Origin of the sequence: Luteolibacter sp. Populi, from assembly GCF_040801775.1 — a bacterium.
Taxonomy (GTDB): domain Bacteria; phylum Verrucomicrobiota; class Verrucomicrobiia; order Verrucomicrobiales; family Akkermansiaceae; genus Haloferula.
The window spans coordinates 3766548-3785315 of sequence record NZ_CP161812.1 but is presented as its reverse complement, the minus strand read 5'-3'; the positions used below and the strand labels follow the sequence as shown (position 1 = coordinate 3785315).

The window sequence follows — 18768 nt, the reverse complement described above, 5'->3', positions numbered from 1 at the left end:
CCCGGCCCGCCTCCGCCATTCTCCGGCGGCTGCGGGCTTTTCCTTCTGGTAGCCAAGCCATCGTCAAACTTGGCACTTGGCACTTCTTCCTTGGAACTTTCCACTCCTACCGTGTTCCAGATCGTCTTCAACGAAATCAGCGCCGCCGAGATCTCCCGGCTCGATACCTTGGAGCAGCTCGAACTCCTCGACGAATTCAGGGTCACCGAGAAGGATCTCGAAAACTTGGGCGACGAGCGCTTCGGCAAGATCGAGCGCGACGGCCGCACCCTCTACCGCTTCCGCGCGAAGGACTGGCGCTTCTATTTCGAGGTCAAGGATCGCACCGTCGTCGTTCACCGCGTCCTCCACAAGGGCACCTTCTCCGACTTCGCCTTCCGCTCGAAGATCCCCATCGGCGAGGACGAGGAGCTGGCCAAGTCCAAGCACTTCTGGAAGCTCATCGACGAAGGCCGCGCCGCCCGCCGGCTTTGAGGCCAAGCGGCCCGCCTCCTACATTCCCGTGCCGCTTCACGGTCGGCTCTTCCCCTGGGAGCGCGGAGCCACCCGGCCCGCAGAATGGTCCCCCGCTGCCGTGGGCACCGAGAGGCACGCAGCCAAGCGATGAGGCAGTGGCCGTGATTGCCCCGCTTCGCCTCCGTTGACGCCCTCAAGGCCGACTTGGACTTCTGATGCGGGAGATCCAATCACTTGCGCTCCCTTGATCCCATTCAAATACCCGGCGTCTCCGCGGATTTTGTGCTTTCCGGCAGCCAAACCCGGCGGAATGGTTCCCGACATATGAAGTGGGGTTTGTATGGCGTCTTGATCCTTTGTGTCGCGTTCTCGTGGTTCAAGTTTTCCGCGGCGCAGACTCAGATCGAGGTGGAGAGGGCCAAGCTCACCGAGATGAAAAACAGCGGCGAGGATGTGCTCGAGCCCGATGACATCGTCAAACAGGAGAGTCTGGTGGATAGCAAGGAAGGCGAGAAAACCTTCAGTGGCATCCTGCTCGCCTTCATGACCGCCGGCCTGGTCGGCATCGTCTTCGTCATCCACGTCCTGCCCGCCATCGCCCACCGCTTTACCCACGCCGTCTACGACAGCGCCGAGGAGGTCGAGAAGGACCCCATGCACGATGGTCGCGCCAAGGTCGCCCAAGGCGATTGGGAGGGTGCCATCGCGGCCTTCCGGCTGGCCGCCGAGGCCCAGCCGCTCAACCGCCTGCCATGGGTGGAAATAGCCAAGATCCAGGTGGATCAATTGGAAGACGCCCCTGCCGCCGTCCAGACCCTGCGCACCGCCATCGAAGGCCAGGAGTGGGAGGAAAACGATGCTGCCTTCCTGATGTTCCGCGTCGCCGAAATCTACGAGAAGGAAATCGGCGATCACGCGAACGCGGCTACCATCATGCAGCAGGTCATCGACCAGTTCCCGGATACCCGCCACTCGGCCAATGCCCGCCACAAGCTCCGCGAGTGGGGCGTGGCCTGAGGCCATGCGCGAACGGCTCCGCCGCACGGTGGAGCGCCACCCGCTGCTGTGGGTGGCCCTCGCCGCCGCCGCCGCGGTGTTGGCCGCCGATGGCTACCGGCTCGCCGGGCTCCTCTGCGGCGGCCTGATTCTCGGTCTGCTGATCGCCTCCGGCGTGCGCCGGATCCTCCTTGCGGCGCTGCTCTTCGCCGCCCTCGCCGGTGGTCTCCATGGCTGGCGGATCGCAGGCCAGGACGCCGCCCTCGCCAAGGTCGAGAGCGAGAAGGTCCGCTCGGCTACGGTTGTCGTGCGCGTCGTCTCCGAGCCCCGCGCCACCACCCGCGGCTGGACCGCCTTGGCCGAGGTGCTGGAGGGCGGCTCTCCCGGGAAAGTCTGGGTCCGCGGCCCCGGCGCGACTCCCCTGCGCTGGGAACGCCTGGCCATGCAGGGCCGCTTCCAGCCGCTGCCACTCCAGCGGAATCCCGGCACCTTCGATGTTGCCGCATGGCTCTACCGCCAGGGGGGCTACGGCAGTTTCGATGCCCAGGTGCCCGCCCGCAGCCTCGCCGTGCCCTCGCCCTTCCGGATGCTGGAAGAACGCGCCCGGGCGAATTTCCGCAATACCGTCACCGCCGGGCTCGATCCCGCGGGACGCCAGGCCGCCGTGATCCGCGCCATGGTCCTGGGCGATAATCCTCAGAACGATCCCGAACTCATCGACGTCTACCGCGCCAGCGGGACCCTCCACGCCTTTTCCGTCAGCGGCATGCACGTCGCGATGGTCGGCCTCATCGGCTGGTTCGTGCTGCGGCTCATCGGGGTGCCGCGGCGCTTCGCGGTGATCCTGATCCTGGCGGGCATGCTGGCCTACGCCTGGGTCACCGGCATGAAGCCGCCGGCGGTGCGCTCGGTCATCATGGCCGCGGCGCTGCTGGGGGCCTTCCTGGTGCGGCGCAGGCCGGACCTGCTCAATGCCCTCGGCTTCGCCCTGCTCGCCGCGGTGATCACGGATGGAAACCTGATCTTCCAAGCCGGCGTGCAGCTTTCCTTCGGCGTGGTCTGGGCCATCGGCATCGGCACCGCGGTGGCCGCTCCCGCCTTCGCCTGGATCCAGCGCCGCGAGGCCTATTTGCCGCGCTCGCTCTACGGCTGGGTCCGCGAGGGCTGGCTCCGCTCCCGGGAGAAGGTCGCCGCCGCGCTCGCCGCCTCCACCGCCGCCAGCATCGGCTCGGTGCCGCTCACCCTCTGGCATTTCAATTTCCTGGCTCCCATCTCGATCCTCGCCAGCCCGCTCATCGGGATTCCCATCTTGGTCCTGATGGCCATCGCCCTGCTCGCGCTCGCCTTCTCTCCCATCCCCGCGGCCTCCCAAGCGATCAACCGCGTCAATGGCCACGTGGCGGATGGCTGCACCGCCACCGCCGCCTTTTTCGCCAAGGTCCCCGGCGGCAACTACACCCTGCCCCGGGACCGCCCGGGGGATGACTTCCTTATCGTCTACGATCCCGGCTACGGCGGCGGCGCCTCGCTCCTGCATGACCGCGGCGTCACCGTCCTCATCGATGCCGGCAGCCGTGCCGCCTTCCGCAGTGTCCTCGCCCCGTCCATGCGTCGCCTGGCCGTGCAGCCGGACAGCATCGCCCTCAGCCACCCGGACAGCGGCCACATCGGCGGGGCCTTGGAAATGCTTGGCACCATCCCCGTCCGGCAGCTCCTGATCCCCGTCACCAAGGCCCGCAGCCCGATCTTCCGCGACCTCCTGAAAGCGGCCGAAGACCGCCACATCCCGACCTCCTTGGGTGTCACCGGTGCCCGCTACCCGATCGCGGAGGGCTCCTGGCTCGAAGTCCTCCACGAGCCCTCGCCCGGCGACGTCAATACCCCCGCCGACGAGCGCGTGATGATCTTCCGCCTGCACTGGCGCGGCTGGCGCATCCTCTTCACCAGCGACGCCGGCTGGACCACCGAGCGCAACCTGATGGACAGCGGCATCGACCTCGCCTCCGACCTCATCGTCGCCGGCCGCAGCCGTGAGGATTCCTCGCTGGGCGATGACTTCCTGGCTGCCGTCAAGCCGCGCGCCATCATCGCCAGCCACACGAGTTTCCCGGTGGAAGAGCGCATCCCCACCGCATGGGCGGAGCACTGCAAGAAGTCCGGCATCCGCCTCTTCCACCAGGGCAGGACCGGTGCCGTCACCCTTGCCCTCGCCAAGGACGGCTCCCTCCAGATCCGCGGCTTCCTCGACGGCTCCGAGCTCACCCTCAAACGGTAGGCATCCCCCGAACCGGGGCACCCCCCGTCCCCCGGAACGGGATAGGGGGTGGTGCCCCGAACGGCACGCCACCCGTAGCCCCGAACGGCACGCAAAGGTTATCCCCTTAAGGGTACCCCCATAAGGTACTCCCCTGAAGGTGTAGCGGCAGCTTTCGTAATTCCTCCGATTACGGAAACAGGCTGTTGAAGCCCTCGGTCATCGAATGACGCGTGGGTGAACTGCGGGATGGTCAGGTCATTTCATTTGCCCGAGCGGGCGGCAGGCTTCCCATCGAGCGAGAAGCGTCCGGCGCCGGCGATGAGGAGAGCAACGTATCCGCCTAAATAGATGAAGGCGAGTTCGCCGCTGCCCGGTCCGGAAAGCACTCCTTTATGCACGATGAAAAATGCGGTCGCCATCGTGATGGCCAGTACGGCCGCGGCCAGGCGCGTGAACAGCCCGAGGGCGAGCAGCAGGGCGCAGACGACTTCCCCGAAGACCGCCATCGTGAGGCTCGTGGACGATCCCACCCCGAGCGGATCGGGAAACTTGCCCGACATACCCGAGAAGCCGGTGAGCTTGCTCCAGCCGTGAAGGATGACGAGCGACAAGCCGAGCCAAAGCCGGAGCACGAGCAAGCCGGCATCGGTGCTGCGCGGTAGGAAATCGAGTTGGAGTAGTCGCCGGATGTTCATGGAGCCTTGTGGGATTGGCTGTTACGTTGTTCGAGATCGTGTGTGGATGCGAGGTAATTTGGGGCCTCGCCATCGCCCTCGCCAAGGACGGATTCCTGCCAATCGGCGGCTTCCGCGGCGGCTCCGAGCTCGCGCTCACCCGCTGGTTTGAACCCTCCCACTATGCTTCCTCCGCGCCATGCCCGCGTGGGGGCTCCGTGATCCGGTCCGGCTCCTTCCGCGTGCGCAGCAGGATATCGATCCAGTACTCCACGATGGCGTAGTTCTTGCGCACGCTGCGGTGGTGACCGAAGTGCAGCCCGCGTTTCCGCCGGAACCACCCGAAGCGCTCCCAGGGGCTTCCTTTGAGATGATACTGCTTGTGGAGATAGATGTGCCACCAGATCGCGAATACCATTCCCGCGACATGGCTTGCGAGAATCCAGGGTCCGAAGGCCCAGCCCACCAACAAAGCCGCCGGGACGAAGGGGATGGCGTAGTACCACATCACATGCTGCCCGCTATCCAGCCATTCATCCGTGAGAAGGCGCTGCGGCGGATACTTGCCATGATGGCCGTGGGCGTGCGTGACGTAGACCGAGTGGATGCGATCCCGATGTCCGAAGATCCGGTGCAGCAAGGTCTGAACGACCGCCGCAAAGTAATAGGTTGCGACAAGGGTTAACGCACATTGAAGGATGATCATTTTTCGATGAGGGGGTTCGAACGGGCTGCGTGAAGCAGCGTTCAGGGCGACGGCGATCCACTCAACCCGACGCGATGCGGGAAGCCGGCGTGATGTTCCGTTCTAGCGGATCACCTCGATCCACGACCATCGATTCAGGGAATTGAACTCCCAAGAAAATCGATGATCGGCGTTGGCCTGCCGATCCAACTCGCCCCCTTTATCCTCCGGAACATCCGTTGTGGAATCCAACCGGCCGATAGCTCAAGGTGGACTTTCCTTTTCCCGAGGGAGGCCCATGAGGGCGGCGGGCATCGCCGCTTTCGGAGCGAGGGTTGAAGAAGAGTCGCCGCGATAGTTCCCGGAGGAAGATCGAAGAACCGAGTGCAGAAGCAGAGGACGCCGAGTGAGGCGAGGCAACCCCGCCGCATCGTTGAACGATGGGGTAGGGGCAAATCTCCCTAGAACTTGTATGGCGCTCCGGTCCGCCACCGCGCCCTGAAAGCAGCGATAACCCCTGCCCGTTACCCACAACTTTTCGAGGTCGTACTTAAATCGCGCTGGTACTAAACGACTGTTTACATCAGCTTCGCGGATGGACCTCGATTCTTCCGACCTCAATCCTCCCGACCCGCAAGCCGCCCTCTCCTGGGCTGGAACCGAATTTGCAACCTTGGATTGCGGCGACCCTCGCCGCAGCCGACGCTTTGTGCGTGTGGCCTCCGACTTCGCACGAAATCCCACCGCCCCGGTTCCCGCCGCTTGCGGCGACTGGTCCGGCACCAAGGCCTGCTACCGGCTCTTCGACCAGCCCGAGGTCAACTGCGGGGCGATCCTCGCCGCCCACCGCGCCGCGATGCTGGATCGGCTGCGGGCTGGGGACGAGGGAACCGCGCTGCTGGTCTTGCAGGACACCACCGCGCTCAATTACGACAACCATCGTAGCAAGGAAGGCCTGGGCCCCACCGCCGGCCATGGCAAGGATCGCTCCCCCGGCCTTTTCGTCCACGGCCAGCTCGTGGTCGGCACGGACGGCGCGGTCCACGGCCTCGCCTCGGCCCTTGTCTACGCCCGGCAACCCCGCGGTGCCGGCGAGCCCGCCGGCAAGCGCAACCGCCAGCCCTTGGAAGAAAAGGAAAGCCACCGCTGGGTCGGCGGCTGGCACGAGGCGCAGCGGCTGTGGGAAGACCTCGGCGGCACGCGCGCGGTGCTGTCGGTCGCCGACCGCGAGGCCGACATCTACGAACTGCTCGCCGCCTGCCGGCAAACCCGCGCGCAACGCGGCGGCGGAGCCGGATTGCTGGTGCGCAGCCAGCACGACCGCAAGCTTGAGGACGGCGGCACGCCGTTGTGGCAGACCCCCGCCGCGCTGCCGGTGACGGCCACCCTCGTGGTCGACCTGCCGCGGGGAAAGCAAGGGCTCAAGGCGCGCAAGGCCACCCTCGCGGTGCGGGCCGGGCGGGTCCGTCTGGCGGTGCCCGCCCACAAGAAGAAATACCTCGGGCTGTCGGAAAGCTTGGAACTGTGGGCGCTGGAAGTCCGGGAGATCGACCCGCCGCCGGGCGTGGAGCCGGTGTGCTGGCAGTTGCTGACGACCGAACCCGTCGCGGACGCCGGCGACGCCGCGCGGCTGGTCGGCTGGTATGCCCTGCGCTGGCGGATCGAGGACTTCCACCGCGTGCTCAAGACCGGCTGCCGGGTGGAAAGCCGGCAGGTGCGCGCGGCGGAGAAGCTCAAGGCCTTCATCGCGCTGGACATGGTCGTAGCGGTGCACCTGCTGTCCCTGGTTTGGCAGGCGCGGATCAGCCCGGGGCTCCCGGTGGAAGGCTGGCTGGAGCGCGACGAATGGGAGGTGCTCCCGGTGCACGCGGCGGGCGGCGGGCCGCCGCCGGAACGGCCGCCGGCGACCGGCGAAGCGGTGCGGATGATCGCGAGGCTGGGCGGATTCCTTGGCAGGAAGAGCGACGGGGAACCCGGCCCCGAAGTGCTGTGGCGGGGCCTCGCAAAGCTGCGGACCCTCGCGCAGGCGTGGCGAGTCTTTAAAATGAAAAGTTGTGGGTAACGGGCAGGATAACCCGCCGCACTCCCGAGTAACAAGAATTATAACCCTTTGGTTTTCAGTAAAACCTCTTTTTCGAGTTACTCCATGCTCCACACCCCTTCAGCGCGGTTCAGGTGCTCCAAAGCGGCTGCGCCGTAAAGGGGGGCATCGATCCGTATTGGGAGCTTCCTCGAAGGGGCTTCAGCAAATCTGGCGGAGTGCCTAAAAGTTCGGAGCCCGGAGTTCAGCGTTCGCCTTTTTTTAGTCTCAATCCCTGTAGAACCTTGCCTTGGCTTTCCCATTGCAGTTGGAAGTCGGTCTTGGGATAGAAGAAGGCGTCCTCCGGCCAGTCCAGTTGCTCGAAGTTCCCGAAGGCCGCGACTTTCTCGACTGCCCATTCGAAGTATTCGTTATGGTCGGTCTTGAAGAGGAACTCGCCGCCCGGTTCGAGGACGTCCCACACGGCTTGCAGGAATTCCTGCTGGATCAGGCGGCGGCGGTGGTGCCGGACCTTCGGCCAGGGATCCGGGCAGAGCAGGTGCAGGCGCGAGACCGAAGCGAGCGGCAGCAGCCACTCCGCGGTGTAGCGGCTCTCCAGCCGCAGCACCCGGAGGTTCTCCAGGCCCTGCTTGCAGGCCTTCTTGCAGACTTTCCGGACCCGCCCCAGGAGCCGTTCCACGCCGAGGAAATCCCGCTCCGGATAGTGCGCGGCCATGCCTAGAAGGAAGCGTCCGTCGCCGCAGCCCAGATCCACCTCCAAGGGTCGGCCATCGCGCAGGATCTCCCCGCGCTGCAGGCGCTGGAAGTAGTCCCGCGGCGTGAATTCGTGTCTTTCCGGGGGTCTTGGCTGCGGTGTCTCGTCCATCCGTGCCGCTTCCAAGCCTCCCGGGGCGGCCCATGGCAAGCCAAACCGAATTCGGCGCGAATTTCCTTCGTCTTTCAAAACTTCTAACTTGTCCGGCCCTTCCGTCCCGTTCCCGCTTGACGCCTCTTCCGCGGGGTCTCTAGCTAGCGCATCCGTGGCGCTGCTCTCCGGCGCCCTCCCGCTTTCGCTTTCGCCACCCAACCTTTCTCTGCATCGTGGACCTCAAGGAAATCCGCAAGATCGTCGAACTCATGAATGAGCATGGCCTGACCGTCTTCGACATGTCGAAGGAAGGCTTCCATCTCAAGCTCCGCAAAGGTCCCGATCTGGAAGCGATGCGCGGCATGCTCGGCTCGATGCCGCAGTATCAGGCCGGGCTTCCCGCTGCCGCCCCTGCCAGTGCCGCGGCCGCCGCCCCGGCACCCGCCGCTGCCGAGGGTGAGCCGATTACCTCGCCGATGGTCGGCACCTTCTACCGCAAGCCAGCCCCGGAGGCACCCTCCTTCGCGAGCGTGGGCGACGTGGTCAGCGAGGGCCAGACCTTGTGCATCATCGAGGCGATGAAGGTCATGAACGAGATCAAGGCCGAGAGGTCCGGGACGATCTCCGCCGTCATTGCCGAAGACGGCAATCCCGTGCAGTTCGGGGACATTCTTTTCCGTATCAAGTAAGCCGGGGCAGTCCGCCCGCTGCTTGCTCGAAAACGCCACCAGCCGCCCATGTTCAAACGCGTCCTTGTCGCCAATCGCGGTGAAATCGCCCTGCGCATCATCCGCGCCTGCAGGGAACTCGATATCGAATCCGTCGCCGTCTATTCCGAGGCCGATGTCGATTCGATGCACGTCCACCTGGCCGATGAGGCGGTATGCATCGGGCCCGCTTCGAGCAAGGAAAGCTACCTGAAGGCCGACCGGATCATCGCCGCGGCGGAGATCACCGAGGCCGATGCGATCCACCCCGGCTACGGCTTCCTGTCGGAGAACGCGCGCTTCGCGGAGATCTGCGAGAGCTGCAACCTGAAGTTCATCGGGCCCTCCGCGACGGTCATCGCGATGATGGGCGACAAGGCGACGGCCCGCTCCACCGCGGTCGCGAACGGCGTGCCGATCACGCCGGGCTCCGAGATCCTGGCGGACGAGAAGGAAGGCCTGGCCGAGGCCAAGCGGATCGGTTTCCCGGTGATGATCAAGGCCACTGCCGGCGGTGGTGGCCGCGGCATGCGCCCCTGCTTCAGCGCGGATGAGTTTTCCGCCCTCTACAAGGCGGCTTCCAACGAGGCCCAGGCGGCCTTCGGCAACGGTGACTGTTACTTGGAAAAGCTGGTGCTCAACCCGCACCACGTCGAGTTCCAGGTCATCGCCGACACGCATGGCAATTTCATTCAGCTTGGCGAGCGCGATTGCTCGATGCAGCGCCGCAACCAGAAGATCATCGAGGAATGCCCCTCGCCGCTGCTCGGCCCCGAGCTGCGCAAGCGGATGGCGGAGGCCTCGGTCTCGCTGATCAAGAACATCGGCTACGAGAACGCCGGGACGATCGAGTACCTCGTGGATGACAAGGGCAGCGACTTCTACTTCATGGAGATGAACACCCGGATCCAGGTGGAGCATCCGGTGACCGAGGAAGTGATGGGTTGCGAGCTGATCAAGGAGCAGATCCGCATCGCCGCCGGCGAGCCGCTCTCCAGCCATGTCCTGAACGCGACACCGCGCGGCCACTCGATCGAGTGCCGGATCAATGCCGAGGATCCCTTCAACAACTTCTGCCCCAGCCCGGGAAAGATCGACATGTGGTACGCCCCCGGCGGCAAGGGCGTGCGCGTGGATACCCACGTCTACTCCGGCTACACGGTGCCGCCGAACTACGATTCGATGATCGCCAAGCTGATCGTCACCGGTGCCAACCGCGAAATCGCGATCGCCCGCATGAAGCGCGCGCTCGGCGAATTCATGATCCGCGGGATCAAGACGACCATTCCCTTCCAGCAGGAGATCATCGCCCACCCGGACTTCGCGGCGGGCAATTACGACATCGGCTGGGTCGCCCGCTACTTGGAAGAGCGGAAGGGCTGATCGATGACCCTGCACGGCCAGCTTTACGCGATCCTCGACCTCGGCTATGTCGCGCGGGAGAGTGCGCTCTCCGCTGCCGAGGCGCTTCTTGCTGGTGGCGCCGGTCTTCTCCAGCTCCGCGCGAAAGGTTGCCCGGAGGCGCAGATCGAGGCCTTGGCGCGGGAGGTCCTGCCGCTTTGTCGCGAAGCTGGCGTGCCTTTCATCGTGAACGATTATCCGGGGATCGCCGCTGCCATCGGCGCGGATGGAATCCACATCGGCCAAGACGACGCCAGCTTGGCGGAGGTGAGGAAGATCGTGGGCGAGGGGATGATGGTGGGTCGTTCCACGCATTCCCCGACCCAAGCGAAAGCCGCGCTTGAGGAAGGTTTCGACTACATCGGCTTCGGCCCGCTGTTTCTGACTCCGACCAAACTGGGCAGGCCCGGGATTGGGGTGGAGGAGATTGCCGGAGTAATGGTGGAAGTCGGCTCGCGGATTCCCGTCTTCTGCATCGGCGGGATCAAGCGCGCGAGTCTTCCTCAAGTCCTCGCTGCTGGTGCCCGCAACGTTGTGATCGTATCCGATTTGCTCACGGCGCCGGACATTGAAGCCGCGACGCGCGATGCCGTCGCGCTGCTGAAACCGGCCTGACGTTTTCTCTCGTTTCCACCTCTACTACTCCCATCACTACCGCCATGCCTGTACCGCTGCCCATCGTCGTCGGAGGAACCGTCGCCATTGATAACGTCAAGACGCCCTTTGCGGATGAGACGAATTTGCTCGGCGGCTCCGCTGCCTATGCAGCGCTCGCGGCATCTTTCTACCATCAGCCGGTCCACCTTGTAGGCATCGTCGGCAAGGATTTCCCGCCGCAGCATCTGGCGATGCTGGAGTCGCGCGGGATCTCGCTGGATGGCGTCGAGCGTTCGGAGAGCGAATCCTTCACCTGGTCCGGAGAGTACTCGAACAACATGAACAAGCGCGTGACCCACCGTGTGGGTCTGAACGTGCTGGAGAACTGGCAGGTGAAGGTGCCGGCAGCCGTGGGAACTTCCGCCGCCTTCGTGGTGCTCGCCAACATGTCGCCGGACAACCAACTCGAGCTACTGGCCCAGTGCACCGCTCCGGAGCGCTTCGTGATCGCCGACACGATGGACCTCTGGATCGAGATCGCCAACGAGCGCTTGCACGACGTGCTCAAGCAGCTCGACCTTTTCGTCATCAACGACAGCGAGGCCCGCGAATTCACCCGTACGCCGAATTTGCTCCATGCCGGCCGCATGATGCTGGAGAAGGGCCCCAAGAACGTGGTGATCAAGCTCGGCGAGTACGGTGCGATGCTCTTCTCCGCCGGCGAGCCCACGCAGTTCTTCCGCTCCTTGGCCTACCCGCTTGAGGAATTGGTCGATCCCACCGGCGCGGGCGATAGTTTCCTGGGCGCGCTGGCCGGCTACCTCGCCGCCAAGGGCTCGGTCATGCCCGATTTTGCTACCCTGCGGGACGCCGTGGTCCACGGCTCGGTGCTGGCCTCCTTCACCTGCGAGGCCTTCTCCACCCGCCGTCTGGAATCGCTTGATGATACGGCATTGGCGGCGCGCATGGACCATTTCCGGAATGTCACCGTTTGGTGAGCGCCGGGCAGGAGAAGCCGACAGCACTTTTAGGCCGAAAAAGCTCCTTTCATGGCAAGTCCTAAAAAGATCCGTGAATTTTTTACTCATCCGACGTTAGTGGATCGGCAGCCCAGCGGAGACGGCTTCCAGGCGCGTTTTCACGGGGGTTCCGGGCTTCACAAGCGCTTGAACCTACGCATTCATGGGTATGATCTAAAATTTCCTTGCGCCCTCCTGCGGAATGGCCGTGAATGGATGAAGTAAGAGAAAAATTCCTTGGGAAAATGCGTACCGTGACAAAGCCGTCACCCCTCCCCGCGATTTTTGCTCGACGAAACCCAAAATCGAACCTAAACCCAGCCTCGTCATGAAACCAATCATCTCATTTGCGCTGCTTGCAGCCATTGCAACCATCGGCTCCGCAGGAGCCGCCGCCACCGATCCGGTGGGATACAACACCACAACGCTTTACGGTGCCAACACCTTGGGTGCTCGTAAGAACAACGTTATCGGGCCGCAGCTTGAGAATGCTCCCGTCTGGACCGGCACAGTCGCCAGCGTCAGCGGCGATTCGCTCACTCTCACCAGCGCCGCGCTCACCGTCGGTGCTTACAATAAGGTGACCTTTGATCTTGGTCGCTACACCTTCTGCATCGAAGCTGCGGACGGCACTTGGGCTCACGTCGATTCCAACAATGCCACTTCCGTGACGCTCGAACCCGGCATGGGCTCGCAGTTCGTCGCTGGCGATCAAGTCTCCATTCGCCCGCACCTTACCGTTGCGGGCATCTTTGGGGCCGCCAACGAAACCGGTCTTCTGGCCAACAACGACGGCGACGGTAGTGTCGCAGATAACATCATCCTGGTCGACGAGCAGTACGGTGGTAACATCATCATCCTACCTTCCAACGCTGTTGGCGGTCAGTACATCACCGACGGTTTCGCGGCCGCTGACAACTTCCCGATCTACCCGGATCAAGGCATTCAGGTTAGCCGCTACAGCACGGGCAACCTTTCTTTGGTGCTCGATGGTTCGGTGGACGTGAATGGTCGCCAAAACGGCGTTCCGACCGGCTTCTCGATCCGCCCCGTGGGGAACCCGGTTGATTTCGCCCTCGGCGACCTCAACCTGATCGGTCCCACCCCTGCCACTGGCCTTGTCGGTGCGGCCGGCGGTGACGCCTCCACCGGTGACACGGTTAACCTTCTCATCAACGGCAGCACTTCGGTGTATTTCTACTCCGCTGAAGATCTTGGTTCCGGCCCCGGCTGGTATGACGACTCCTTTGGCTTTGCGGATGACACCGTCATCCCTGCAGGTCTTGCACTCTTGGTCTATCGCTCCAATCCGACGAATAGCAGCCCGTTCACCTGGGCCGTGCCTGCTCCTGACATCAACTGACGGTCTCCCATCCAACCCCCGCACTCCAAAAACAATCCTATGAAATTACTTGCATCTTGCTTGGCTGTAGTCCTCGCCATTGGTGGAGCTCACGCCGCGACGATCTCGCTCGCCGGTGGTGCCGCCGGTCTGTCTTTCGTTACGAGCGAAGGCGCCGCCATCGTTCCAGGGGCTACCGTGTCCCTCCAGGTTGGTCGTCTGAATACCACTACGGGAGTTTTCACCCAATTCGCTCCTACCGACGCAACGCCTCCGAGCTTCGGTGCTTCGGGAACGATCACTGGTAAGTGGCTCGGCAATGCTTCCGACAACACGGCAGCTGCGGACGCTTTCAATGGCGCGCAGATCTGGTTCCAAGTCAAGGCCTTCGGTGGTACCGCTTACTTCACTGGGCCGACTGCCCTCTTCCCAACCAATGCGAGCGGTGCTGGCGATACCCTGACGTTCTCGTCGGTGGGGCTGACCCAGTTCTCCCAGGAGTGGTCTACAGCTGGCACCGCGATCAATGGAACCCAGGCAGTCGTGGGCGTTCCTGAGCCCTCCGCCCTACTCCTTGGTGCGCTTGGTATGGTCGGTCTCCTTCGCCGCCGTCGCTAATCGGCTCAAATTGCTAACTTGAAATGGGGAAAAGCGAGCTGAAAAAGCTCGCTTTTCCTTTTTCTATTGATAGCTATGACATCACCTGATGTCGTCGCTACCCATGATGATGATGAGCGGGTTTGTCGGAACTACCTGCCTCGCACACGGTGATTTCCCAAAAGATCCAGGCAGCCTTTCTTTGGTGCTCGACGGTGCGGTGGATGTGAATGGTCGACAGAACAGCGTTCCGATCAGCTTCTCAGTCCGCCCCATGGAGAACCCGGTTGATTTTGCCCTTGGCTCGGCGACCTCAACCTGAGCGGTGCCACTCCTGCCACTGGCCTTGTCGGTGCGGCCAGCGGTGACGCCTCCACTGGTGACACGGCCAGCTGCTCATCCACGGCAGCACCTCGGTGTATTTCTACTCCGCGGGAAGATCTTGGTTCCGGCCCCGGCTGGTATGACGACTCCTTTGGCTTTGCAGACGAGGATGACACCGTCATCCCTGCAGGTCTGGCATTCTTGGTTTATCCGCAGCAATCCGACGAATAACAGCCCGTTCACCTGAGCCGTGCCTGCTCCTGACATCAACTGATGGTCTCTCATCCAACCCCCGCACTTCAAAAACAATCCTATGAAATTACTCGTATCCTGCCTGGCCGCAATCCTCGCCATTGGTGGAGCTAAGGCCACGACGATCTCGCTCGCCGGTGGTGTCGCTGGTCTGATGTTCACCACGAGCGAAGGCCAGACCTTGCAGCCAATGGCTGGCGTGTCTCTCCAAGTTGGTCGTCTGAATACCACTACGGGAGTTTTCACCCAATTCGCTCCGACCGACGCAACTCCTCCGAGCTTCGGTACTACTGGGAATTTGGCTGGCAGGTGGCTTGGAAATGCTTCAGACAACACGGCGGCCGCGGACGCTTTCAATGGCGCGCAGATGTGGTTCCGGGTTGGGTTCTTCGGTAGTGTTTCTTACTTCACCGGACCGTCCGCCTTATTCCCGACCAATGCGAGCGGAGCTGGCGACACGCTAACGTTCTCGTCGATTGGCCTGACCCAGTTCTCCTTGGAGTGGTCCAGCCCGGGTACGGCGATCACTAACAATCAGGCGATCGTGCCTGCTACTCCGGAGCCGTCCGCCCTGCTCCTTGGTGTACTCGGCATGGTCGGTCTCCTTCGCCGTCGTCGCTGATCGGTTCGAATTGCTAAACTTGAAATTTGGAAAAGCTCGCTTTTCCTTTTTCTGTTCATAGCTATGACTCCCATGATGTCCCCGCTACGAATCATGGTGCTGAGTGCGTTTGTCGGAGCTGCCAGCCTCGTACACGGTGATCCCCAGAAGGCTCCCAAGTTCAAGTTCAAGGGAGAGTCCATTCACGTGCTTCCGGTGGATCTGAACAAGAGCGCTTGGGGCAAGACAGCCCCACCCGGCGATCCCAATGTCGTTCCGGCGCGCTATAGCAACGCCTTTGCCGCCATTCTCACCCGTGCCGGTGCGAAAGGCACTCCCTGCGATCTCTCGTTCAAGGTGAGCAGCATGGCCGATGAGACAACTATTTCCCGGGAGCTTTCGGAAGTCGTTAAGAAGAACGCGGACAAAGCCAGCTTCACGGTCTTTCTCTCGATCGAGTCCGATAAGGAATTGAAGAAGATCCGGCTTTGGCTGCTGAACAAGGAAGGCGAAGAGGTTTGGAAGCGGGAAGAAACCGAGTTCGTCAAGGGGCGGCCCGTCAACCCGATGAGTGCCATGGTCTTCGCCACCGGCATGTTGGGTGTGGTCTCCGATCTTGAAGATCCCACGCGCAGGCCTCCTGCTCCGGAGAAAGCCGTGAAGACTCCCAAGGAAGCCGACAAGGCCCCAGACGCTCCGGCGAATGATCCGCAGAAAGCTCCTGAAGCGGAAAAGGCTCCCGCAACTCCACCAGAGAAGGTGGAAAGCAAGTAGATCGGGCCGGGCTGCTCAGCTCAATCAAGGGAGTCTGGTAGCGGCGGTAGATCGGGCAACCGCGCGGAAATAGGGCGGTTTTTCCTGAGCTTCTCCCGCTTGGATTTCCTCCACCTTCCGATTCGATAAATCCGCAGAGAGGAATGGAGAGCACTCAGTCACCGGCAAACCGCTTGGAAATGAAGGGATGGCGGACCGCCCTCTTGATCCTTTGCTTGGTACCAGCTGTCTTGCGCGCGGATGAAACGGGCTGGGACTATCGCTTGGCCAAGCAATTCTCTCCGCGACTGTCAGGGGCGGAGAAGGAACTTGGTGACATCCAGACCGAGTTGCCCCGGCTCCCAACAGTGCCGGTCGCGGACCAAGGAGGGACCGGCGGATTTGCGGCCCTGCATCCGAAGGCGGAGCCATCGAATGACGGGGAGTATTCGGTCTCGCTCAACTTTGCGTCCCCGGGGCTCGTGGATCTGGTCGTGCTGATTCCGGCGAGGCGCTATGGGGTGGGGGGCTTGGAGCCGCAGTTCGGTCTGCCGGATGCCTTCACCATGGATCTTCTGGATGAAAACGGAAAGGTGGTTTCCCGGATCGCCGATGAGAAGGGGCTGTGGGCGGATCCGGTGCGGGCGGGGCATCCTTTTCTTTTTCCGGTGACACCAGGAATCCGAGGTGCGGGAGTGAAGATATCAGCGGCGCGGCTCCGCTTGGATTCGGACGTTTCGGACAGTTTCGTGCATGCTTGGGCGGAGGCCTTTGTCTTCGAAGGGGAGCGAAATCTTGCGCACGGGGCGGCGGTGACGAGTTCCGGCGGTTCGCCCCCGCCCGCACCTTGGCAGTGGAGCAATGCGTTTCTCGTCGATGGGCAGACGACCTTGGGCTTGCCGGAGATCCCCGCCGGTCATCATGAGAATGTGGGCTGGATGTCGGACGCCCGTGCCAAATCCACGGACGCCGTTTGGCTGGAACTGGATTTGGGCGAGGTGCGCGAGTTCGATGCGCTCCGGCTCTTCCCTGCGAAGCGGCCGACTTCGGACCTTCCCAGCGGCTTCGGCTTTCCCAGCCGCTTCACCGTTTCCGTGTTCGACCGGCCGTCGGGCACTCCGGGGGTGGAACCCGTGGTCGTGAAGGAATTCGAGACCGGCAATCCCGGTCATAATCCGGCCTTGTTCGCGATGGGGAATTGCCAGGGAAGGTACGTGAAGATCGAGATCACGCGGCTCTGGAAGGTATATGAGAATTTCCCCGCCTTCGCGGCCTTCAGCGAGATCGAGGTCCTGGCAGGAGAAAAGAATCAGGCGGAAGGTGCCCGCGTCCGGTCGGAGCCGGGAATGGGCACGGTGATCGGCTCAGGCTCCCAGTATTGGAGCGCCCCGAGCCTGACCGATGGCTTCGGGCCGGATGGGAAACTGGTCTCGCCGCGGGGCTGGCTCCTTGCCTTGGGTCGTCGCCTCGAACTTGAGCAACGCCAGGATCAGCTCCGTCGTGAGGCCGCAGCGATTGTCGGCGGCTGGCGGCGGGCCGGCTGGTGGGCCATCGCCGTGTGCGGTGGCCTCGGTACGGTGCTCGTGATCGCCCTTCCGATCCGCTACCAACTGCGGGAGAAGCGCCAGCTCGTCAAAGTCCGCGAGCGGATCGCAGGGGATCTACACGATGAGGTGGGCAGCAATCTCGGCAGTATCCAGATGTTTGCGGATCTGGCGGAAAGGCACGGCGCGGCTTCGAACGAGCTCAAGCGGATCCAGCGGATCGCTGCGGAGACCGTCAGCGCGGTGCGGGACATCGTCTGGCTGCTGCGGCCGCAGGGGGATCACCGGATCGCCACGGTGGAGCACATGCGGGAGACCTGTTCGATCATGCTCGAATCGCACGAGTGGAAATTCACGGCGAACGAGGCAGCTTGGCAGTGCGAGATGTCGGACGATGCGAACCGTCATTTGTTCCTGTATCTGCGGGAGTCTCTGCACAACATCCTGCGCCATGCCTCGGCCAAGCACGTGGGGTTGCATGTCGAGTGCGACGCCAAGGAATTGCGTCTGAGCATCAAGGACGATGGCTGTGGGATCGCCGCGGAACGGATGGAGCGGCCCGCGACCTTGCGCGCGCTGCGGAAGCGCGCGGAAGCCTTGGACGCCAGCTTCAACGTCGACAGCACGCCTGGGCAAGGAACCCGTCTGGAGCTCGCTATTCCCCTGCATGCCAAGCGCCGCCCGCGACCACGCGAGGCATCTTGAAGAAAGCCGGGGCGAAAGGTCGCGATTGCACGCTGGCCGCAGCCATATAAGGGTCTGCGTGGTGACCGACGAACTTCCAGCGCAGCGGACAGCCGACCGCAAGCCCGTGCGTCTGATCCTGATCGAGGACCATGCCGATTTCCGGGAATCCGTCTCGATGGTTCTCAGCGAGCGCGGCTACGAATGCGTGGGCGAGTTTTCCACGATGGAGGACGCGCTCGAGGCGATCCGTGGTGGATTAACGGCGGATCTGGTCCTCTCGGATTTAGGGCTGCCGGGGATGAGCGGGGTGGAGGGAATCCGCAAGGTGCGGGAACTGCTGCCCCTGGTGCAGGTGCTGGTGCTCACGGCATTCACGGACAAGGCGAAGGTCTTCGCGGCATTGGAGGCGGGAGCGCATGGCTATCTGGTCAAGGCGGGCAGCGCCACGCGGCTGATCGCTACCTTGGAGGAGGTTTTGGCCGGAGGCACGCCGCTGGACCCGAAGATCGCGGGGATGATCCTCCAGACTTTCCGCCAGTTGAGTCCGATTCCTACGGCGGAGACTCTTTCCGCCCGCGAGTCCGAGGTTCTCCAGCTTTCCGCCAAGGGCCTGACCCGTCAGGAGGTCGCCGACAAACTCGAGATCAGCCAGCATTCCGTCACGGAATACATCAAGCGCTGCTTCGACAAACTCCACGTTCGCAACCTCCCGTCCGCCGTTAGCGAGGCAATCCGGCGCGGATTGCTGGATTTATCGTGATTCTGAGCATTATAAATCATTGGTAACCAATGGGTTTGTGTCGTGTCCCACATCTTAGGGACAAGACAAACTCCGGAAATTGTGACATCTCTCACTCGTCGACGGGCTGGTTACCTGAAGACTAATTTCATGACGAAATGATGGGGCCGCGCGAGTGCGCGGCCCTTTTCGTTTCCAAGGGCCCTGTCCCAAATCTTGGGGACATGACAGGCTCGCCGTTTTCTGCGA

General features: G+C 63.0%; 18 protein-coding genes. 15 read left to right on the top strand and 3 right to left on the bottom strand.

The features are described 5' to 3' along the window. Positions 1-111 precede the first annotated feature (111 nt). From ABWK72_RS15455 to ABWK72_RS15445, 3 genes are all read left to right on the top strand, one after another. Positions 112-474: a hypothetical protein gene (locus tag ABWK72_RS15455; RefSeq protein ID WP_367870469.1), complete on the top strand. Its 363-nt coding sequence runs from the start codon at positions 112-114 to the stop codon at positions 472-474. A 306-nt stretch (positions 475-780) separates the two neighbouring features. Beyond that, positions 781-1473, top strand: coding sequence for a tol-pal system YbgF family protein (locus ABWK72_RS15450; protein WP_367870468.1), 693 nt, complete (start codon positions 781-783; stop codon positions 1471-1473). 4 nt (positions 1474-1477) lie between these two features. After that, positions 1478-3727 (top strand): ComEC/Rec2 family competence protein, encoded by a 2250-nt coding sequence (locus tag ABWK72_RS15445; protein ID WP_367870467.1) that lies wholly within the window; start codon positions 1478-1480, stop codon positions 3725-3727. Positions 3728-3969: 242 nt separating this feature from the next. Here ABWK72_RS15445 and ABWK72_RS15440 read toward each other — a convergent pair whose 3' ends face one another. Together ABWK72_RS15440 and ABWK72_RS15435 are read right to left on the bottom strand one after the other, a co-directional pair. Beyond that, entirely contained in the window at positions 3970-4404 is a 435-nt protein-coding gene (locus ABWK72_RS15440) for a DoxX family protein (RefSeq protein ID WP_367870466.1), read from the bottom strand. Positions 4405-4564: 160 nt separating this feature from the next. Further along, a complete protein-coding gene (locus ABWK72_RS15435) occupies positions 4565-5089 on the bottom strand; it encodes a hypothetical protein (protein ID WP_367870465.1) in 525 nt (174 codons plus the stop codon). A gap of 574 nt (positions 5090-5663) precedes the next feature. Between ABWK72_RS15435 and ABWK72_RS15430 the strand changes: the two genes are divergently transcribed. Continuing rightward, a complete protein-coding gene (locus tag ABWK72_RS15430) occupies positions 5664-7130 on the top strand; it encodes an IS4 family transposase (protein WP_367870464.1) in 1467 nt (488 codons plus the stop codon). A 223-nt stretch (positions 7131-7353) separates the two neighbouring features. On the opposite strand, the gene trmB is transcribed toward ABWK72_RS15430, so the two are convergent. Continuing rightward, entirely contained in the window at positions 7354-8013 is a 660-nt protein-coding gene (gene trmB / locus ABWK72_RS15425) for a tRNA (guanosine(46)-N7)-methyltransferase TrmB (RefSeq protein ID WP_367870463.1), read from the bottom strand. Positions 8014-8189: 176 nt separating this feature from the next. On the opposite strand from trmB, the gene accB reads away from it, so the two are divergent. From accB to ABWK72_RS15370, 11 genes are all read left to right on the top strand, one after another. Further along, positions 8190-8645, top strand: coding sequence for an acetyl-CoA carboxylase biotin carboxyl carrier protein (gene accB, locus ABWK72_RS15420; protein WP_367870462.1), 456 nt, complete (start codon positions 8190-8192; stop codon positions 8643-8645). 48 nt (positions 8646-8693) lie between these two features. Next, positions 8694-10046 carry an acetyl-CoA carboxylase biotin carboxylase subunit gene (gene accC / locus ABWK72_RS15415; RefSeq protein WP_367870461.1) on the top strand — a complete coding sequence of 451 codons (1353 nt, stop codon included), beginning with the start codon at positions 8694-8696 and terminating at the stop codon, positions 10044-10046. Between the two features lie 3 nt (positions 10047-10049). Continuing rightward, on the top strand, positions 10050-10679 hold the full coding sequence (gene thiE, locus ABWK72_RS15410; RefSeq protein ID WP_367870460.1) for a thiamine phosphate synthase: 630 nt from the start codon (positions 10050-10052) through the stop codon (positions 10677-10679). A gap of 44 nt (positions 10680-10723) precedes the next feature. Next, entirely contained in the window at positions 10724-11659 is a 936-nt protein-coding gene (locus ABWK72_RS15405) for a PfkB family carbohydrate kinase (protein WP_367870459.1), read from the top strand. A 349-nt stretch (positions 11660-12008) separates the two neighbouring features. After that, entirely contained in the window at positions 12009-13043 is a 1035-nt protein-coding gene (locus ABWK72_RS15400; protein WP_367870458.1) for a hypothetical protein, read from the top strand. A 39-nt stretch (positions 13044-13082) separates the two neighbouring features. After that, positions 13083-13640 carry a PEP-CTERM sorting domain-containing protein gene (locus ABWK72_RS15395; RefSeq protein WP_367870457.1) on the top strand — a complete coding sequence of 186 codons (558 nt, stop codon included), beginning with the start codon at positions 13083-13085 and terminating at the stop codon, positions 13638-13640. A gap of 88 nt (positions 13641-13728) precedes the next feature. Next, complete coding sequence (locus tag ABWK72_RS15390; protein ID WP_367870456.1) at positions 13729-13941, top strand: hypothetical protein; 213 nt, start codon at positions 13729-13731, stop codon at positions 13939-13941. Between the two features lie 315 nt (positions 13942-14256). Further along, complete coding sequence (locus tag ABWK72_RS15385; protein ID WP_367870455.1) at positions 14257-14817, top strand: PEP-CTERM sorting domain-containing protein; 561 nt, start codon at positions 14257-14259, stop codon at positions 14815-14817. Between the two features lie 75 nt (positions 14818-14892). After that, positions 14893-15570, top strand: coding sequence for a hypothetical protein (locus ABWK72_RS15380; protein WP_367870454.1), 678 nt, complete (start codon positions 14893-14895; stop codon positions 15568-15570). A gap of 215 nt (positions 15571-15785) precedes the next feature. Further along, positions 15786-17798, top strand: a complete 2013-nt coding sequence (locus ABWK72_RS15375; RefSeq protein WP_367870453.1) for a histidine kinase — start codon at positions 15786-15788, stop codon at positions 17796-17798. A gap of 61 nt (positions 17799-17859) precedes the next feature. Next, on the top strand, positions 17860-18540 hold the full coding sequence (locus ABWK72_RS15370) for a response regulator (protein ID WP_367870452.1): 681 nt from the start codon (positions 17860-17862) through the stop codon (positions 18538-18540). Positions 18541-18768: the final 228 nt, after the last annotated feature.

Excerpts from the sequence above, each read along its gene's own strand:
- ABWK72_RS15440 (WP_367870466.1), bottom strand. The coding sequence starts at position 4,404 with ATGAACATCCGGCGACTACTCCAACTCGATTTCCTACCGCGCAGCACC.
- ABWK72_RS15450 (WP_367870468.1), top strand. The coding sequence starts at position 781 with ATGAAGTGGGGTTTGTATGGCGTCTTGATCCTTTGTGTCGCGTTCTCG.
- accC (WP_367870461.1), top strand. The coding sequence starts at position 8,694 with ATGTTCAAACGCGTCCTTGTCGCCAATCGCGGTGAAATCGCCCTGCGC.
- ABWK72_RS15430 (WP_367870464.1), top strand. The coding sequence starts at position 5,664 with ATGGACCTCGATTCTTCCGACCTCAATCCTCCCGACCCGCAAGCCGCC.
- ABWK72_RS15445 (WP_367870467.1), top strand. The coding sequence starts at position 1,478 with ATGCGCGAACGGCTCCGCCGCACGGTGGAGCGCCACCCGCTGCTGTGG.
- ABWK72_RS15395 (WP_367870457.1), top strand. The coding sequence starts at position 13,083 with ATGAAATTACTTGCATCTTGCTTGGCTGTAGTCCTCGCCATTGGTGGA.
- ABWK72_RS15405 (WP_367870459.1), top strand. The coding sequence starts at position 10,724 with ATGCCTGTACCGCTGCCCATCGTCGTCGGAGGAACCGTCGCCATTGAT.
- ABWK72_RS15385 (WP_367870455.1), top strand. The coding sequence starts at position 14,257 with ATGAAATTACTCGTATCCTGCCTGGCCGCAATCCTCGCCATTGGTGGA.
- ABWK72_RS15390 (WP_367870456.1), top strand. The coding sequence starts at position 13,729 with ATGTCGTCGCTACCCATGATGATGATGAGCGGGTTTGTCGGAACTACC.
- ABWK72_RS15435 (WP_367870465.1), bottom strand. The coding sequence starts at position 5,089 with ATGATCATCCTTCAATGTGCGTTAACCCTTGTCGCAACCTATTACTTT.
- ABWK72_RS15400 (WP_367870458.1), top strand. The coding sequence starts at position 12,009 with ATGAAACCAATCATCTCATTTGCGCTGCTTGCAGCCATTGCAACCATC.
- ABWK72_RS15380 (WP_367870454.1), top strand. The coding sequence starts at position 14,893 with ATGTCCCCGCTACGAATCATGGTGCTGAGTGCGTTTGTCGGAGCTGCC.
- thiE (WP_367870460.1), top strand. The coding sequence starts at position 10,050 with ATGACCCTGCACGGCCAGCTTTACGCGATCCTCGACCTCGGCTATGTC.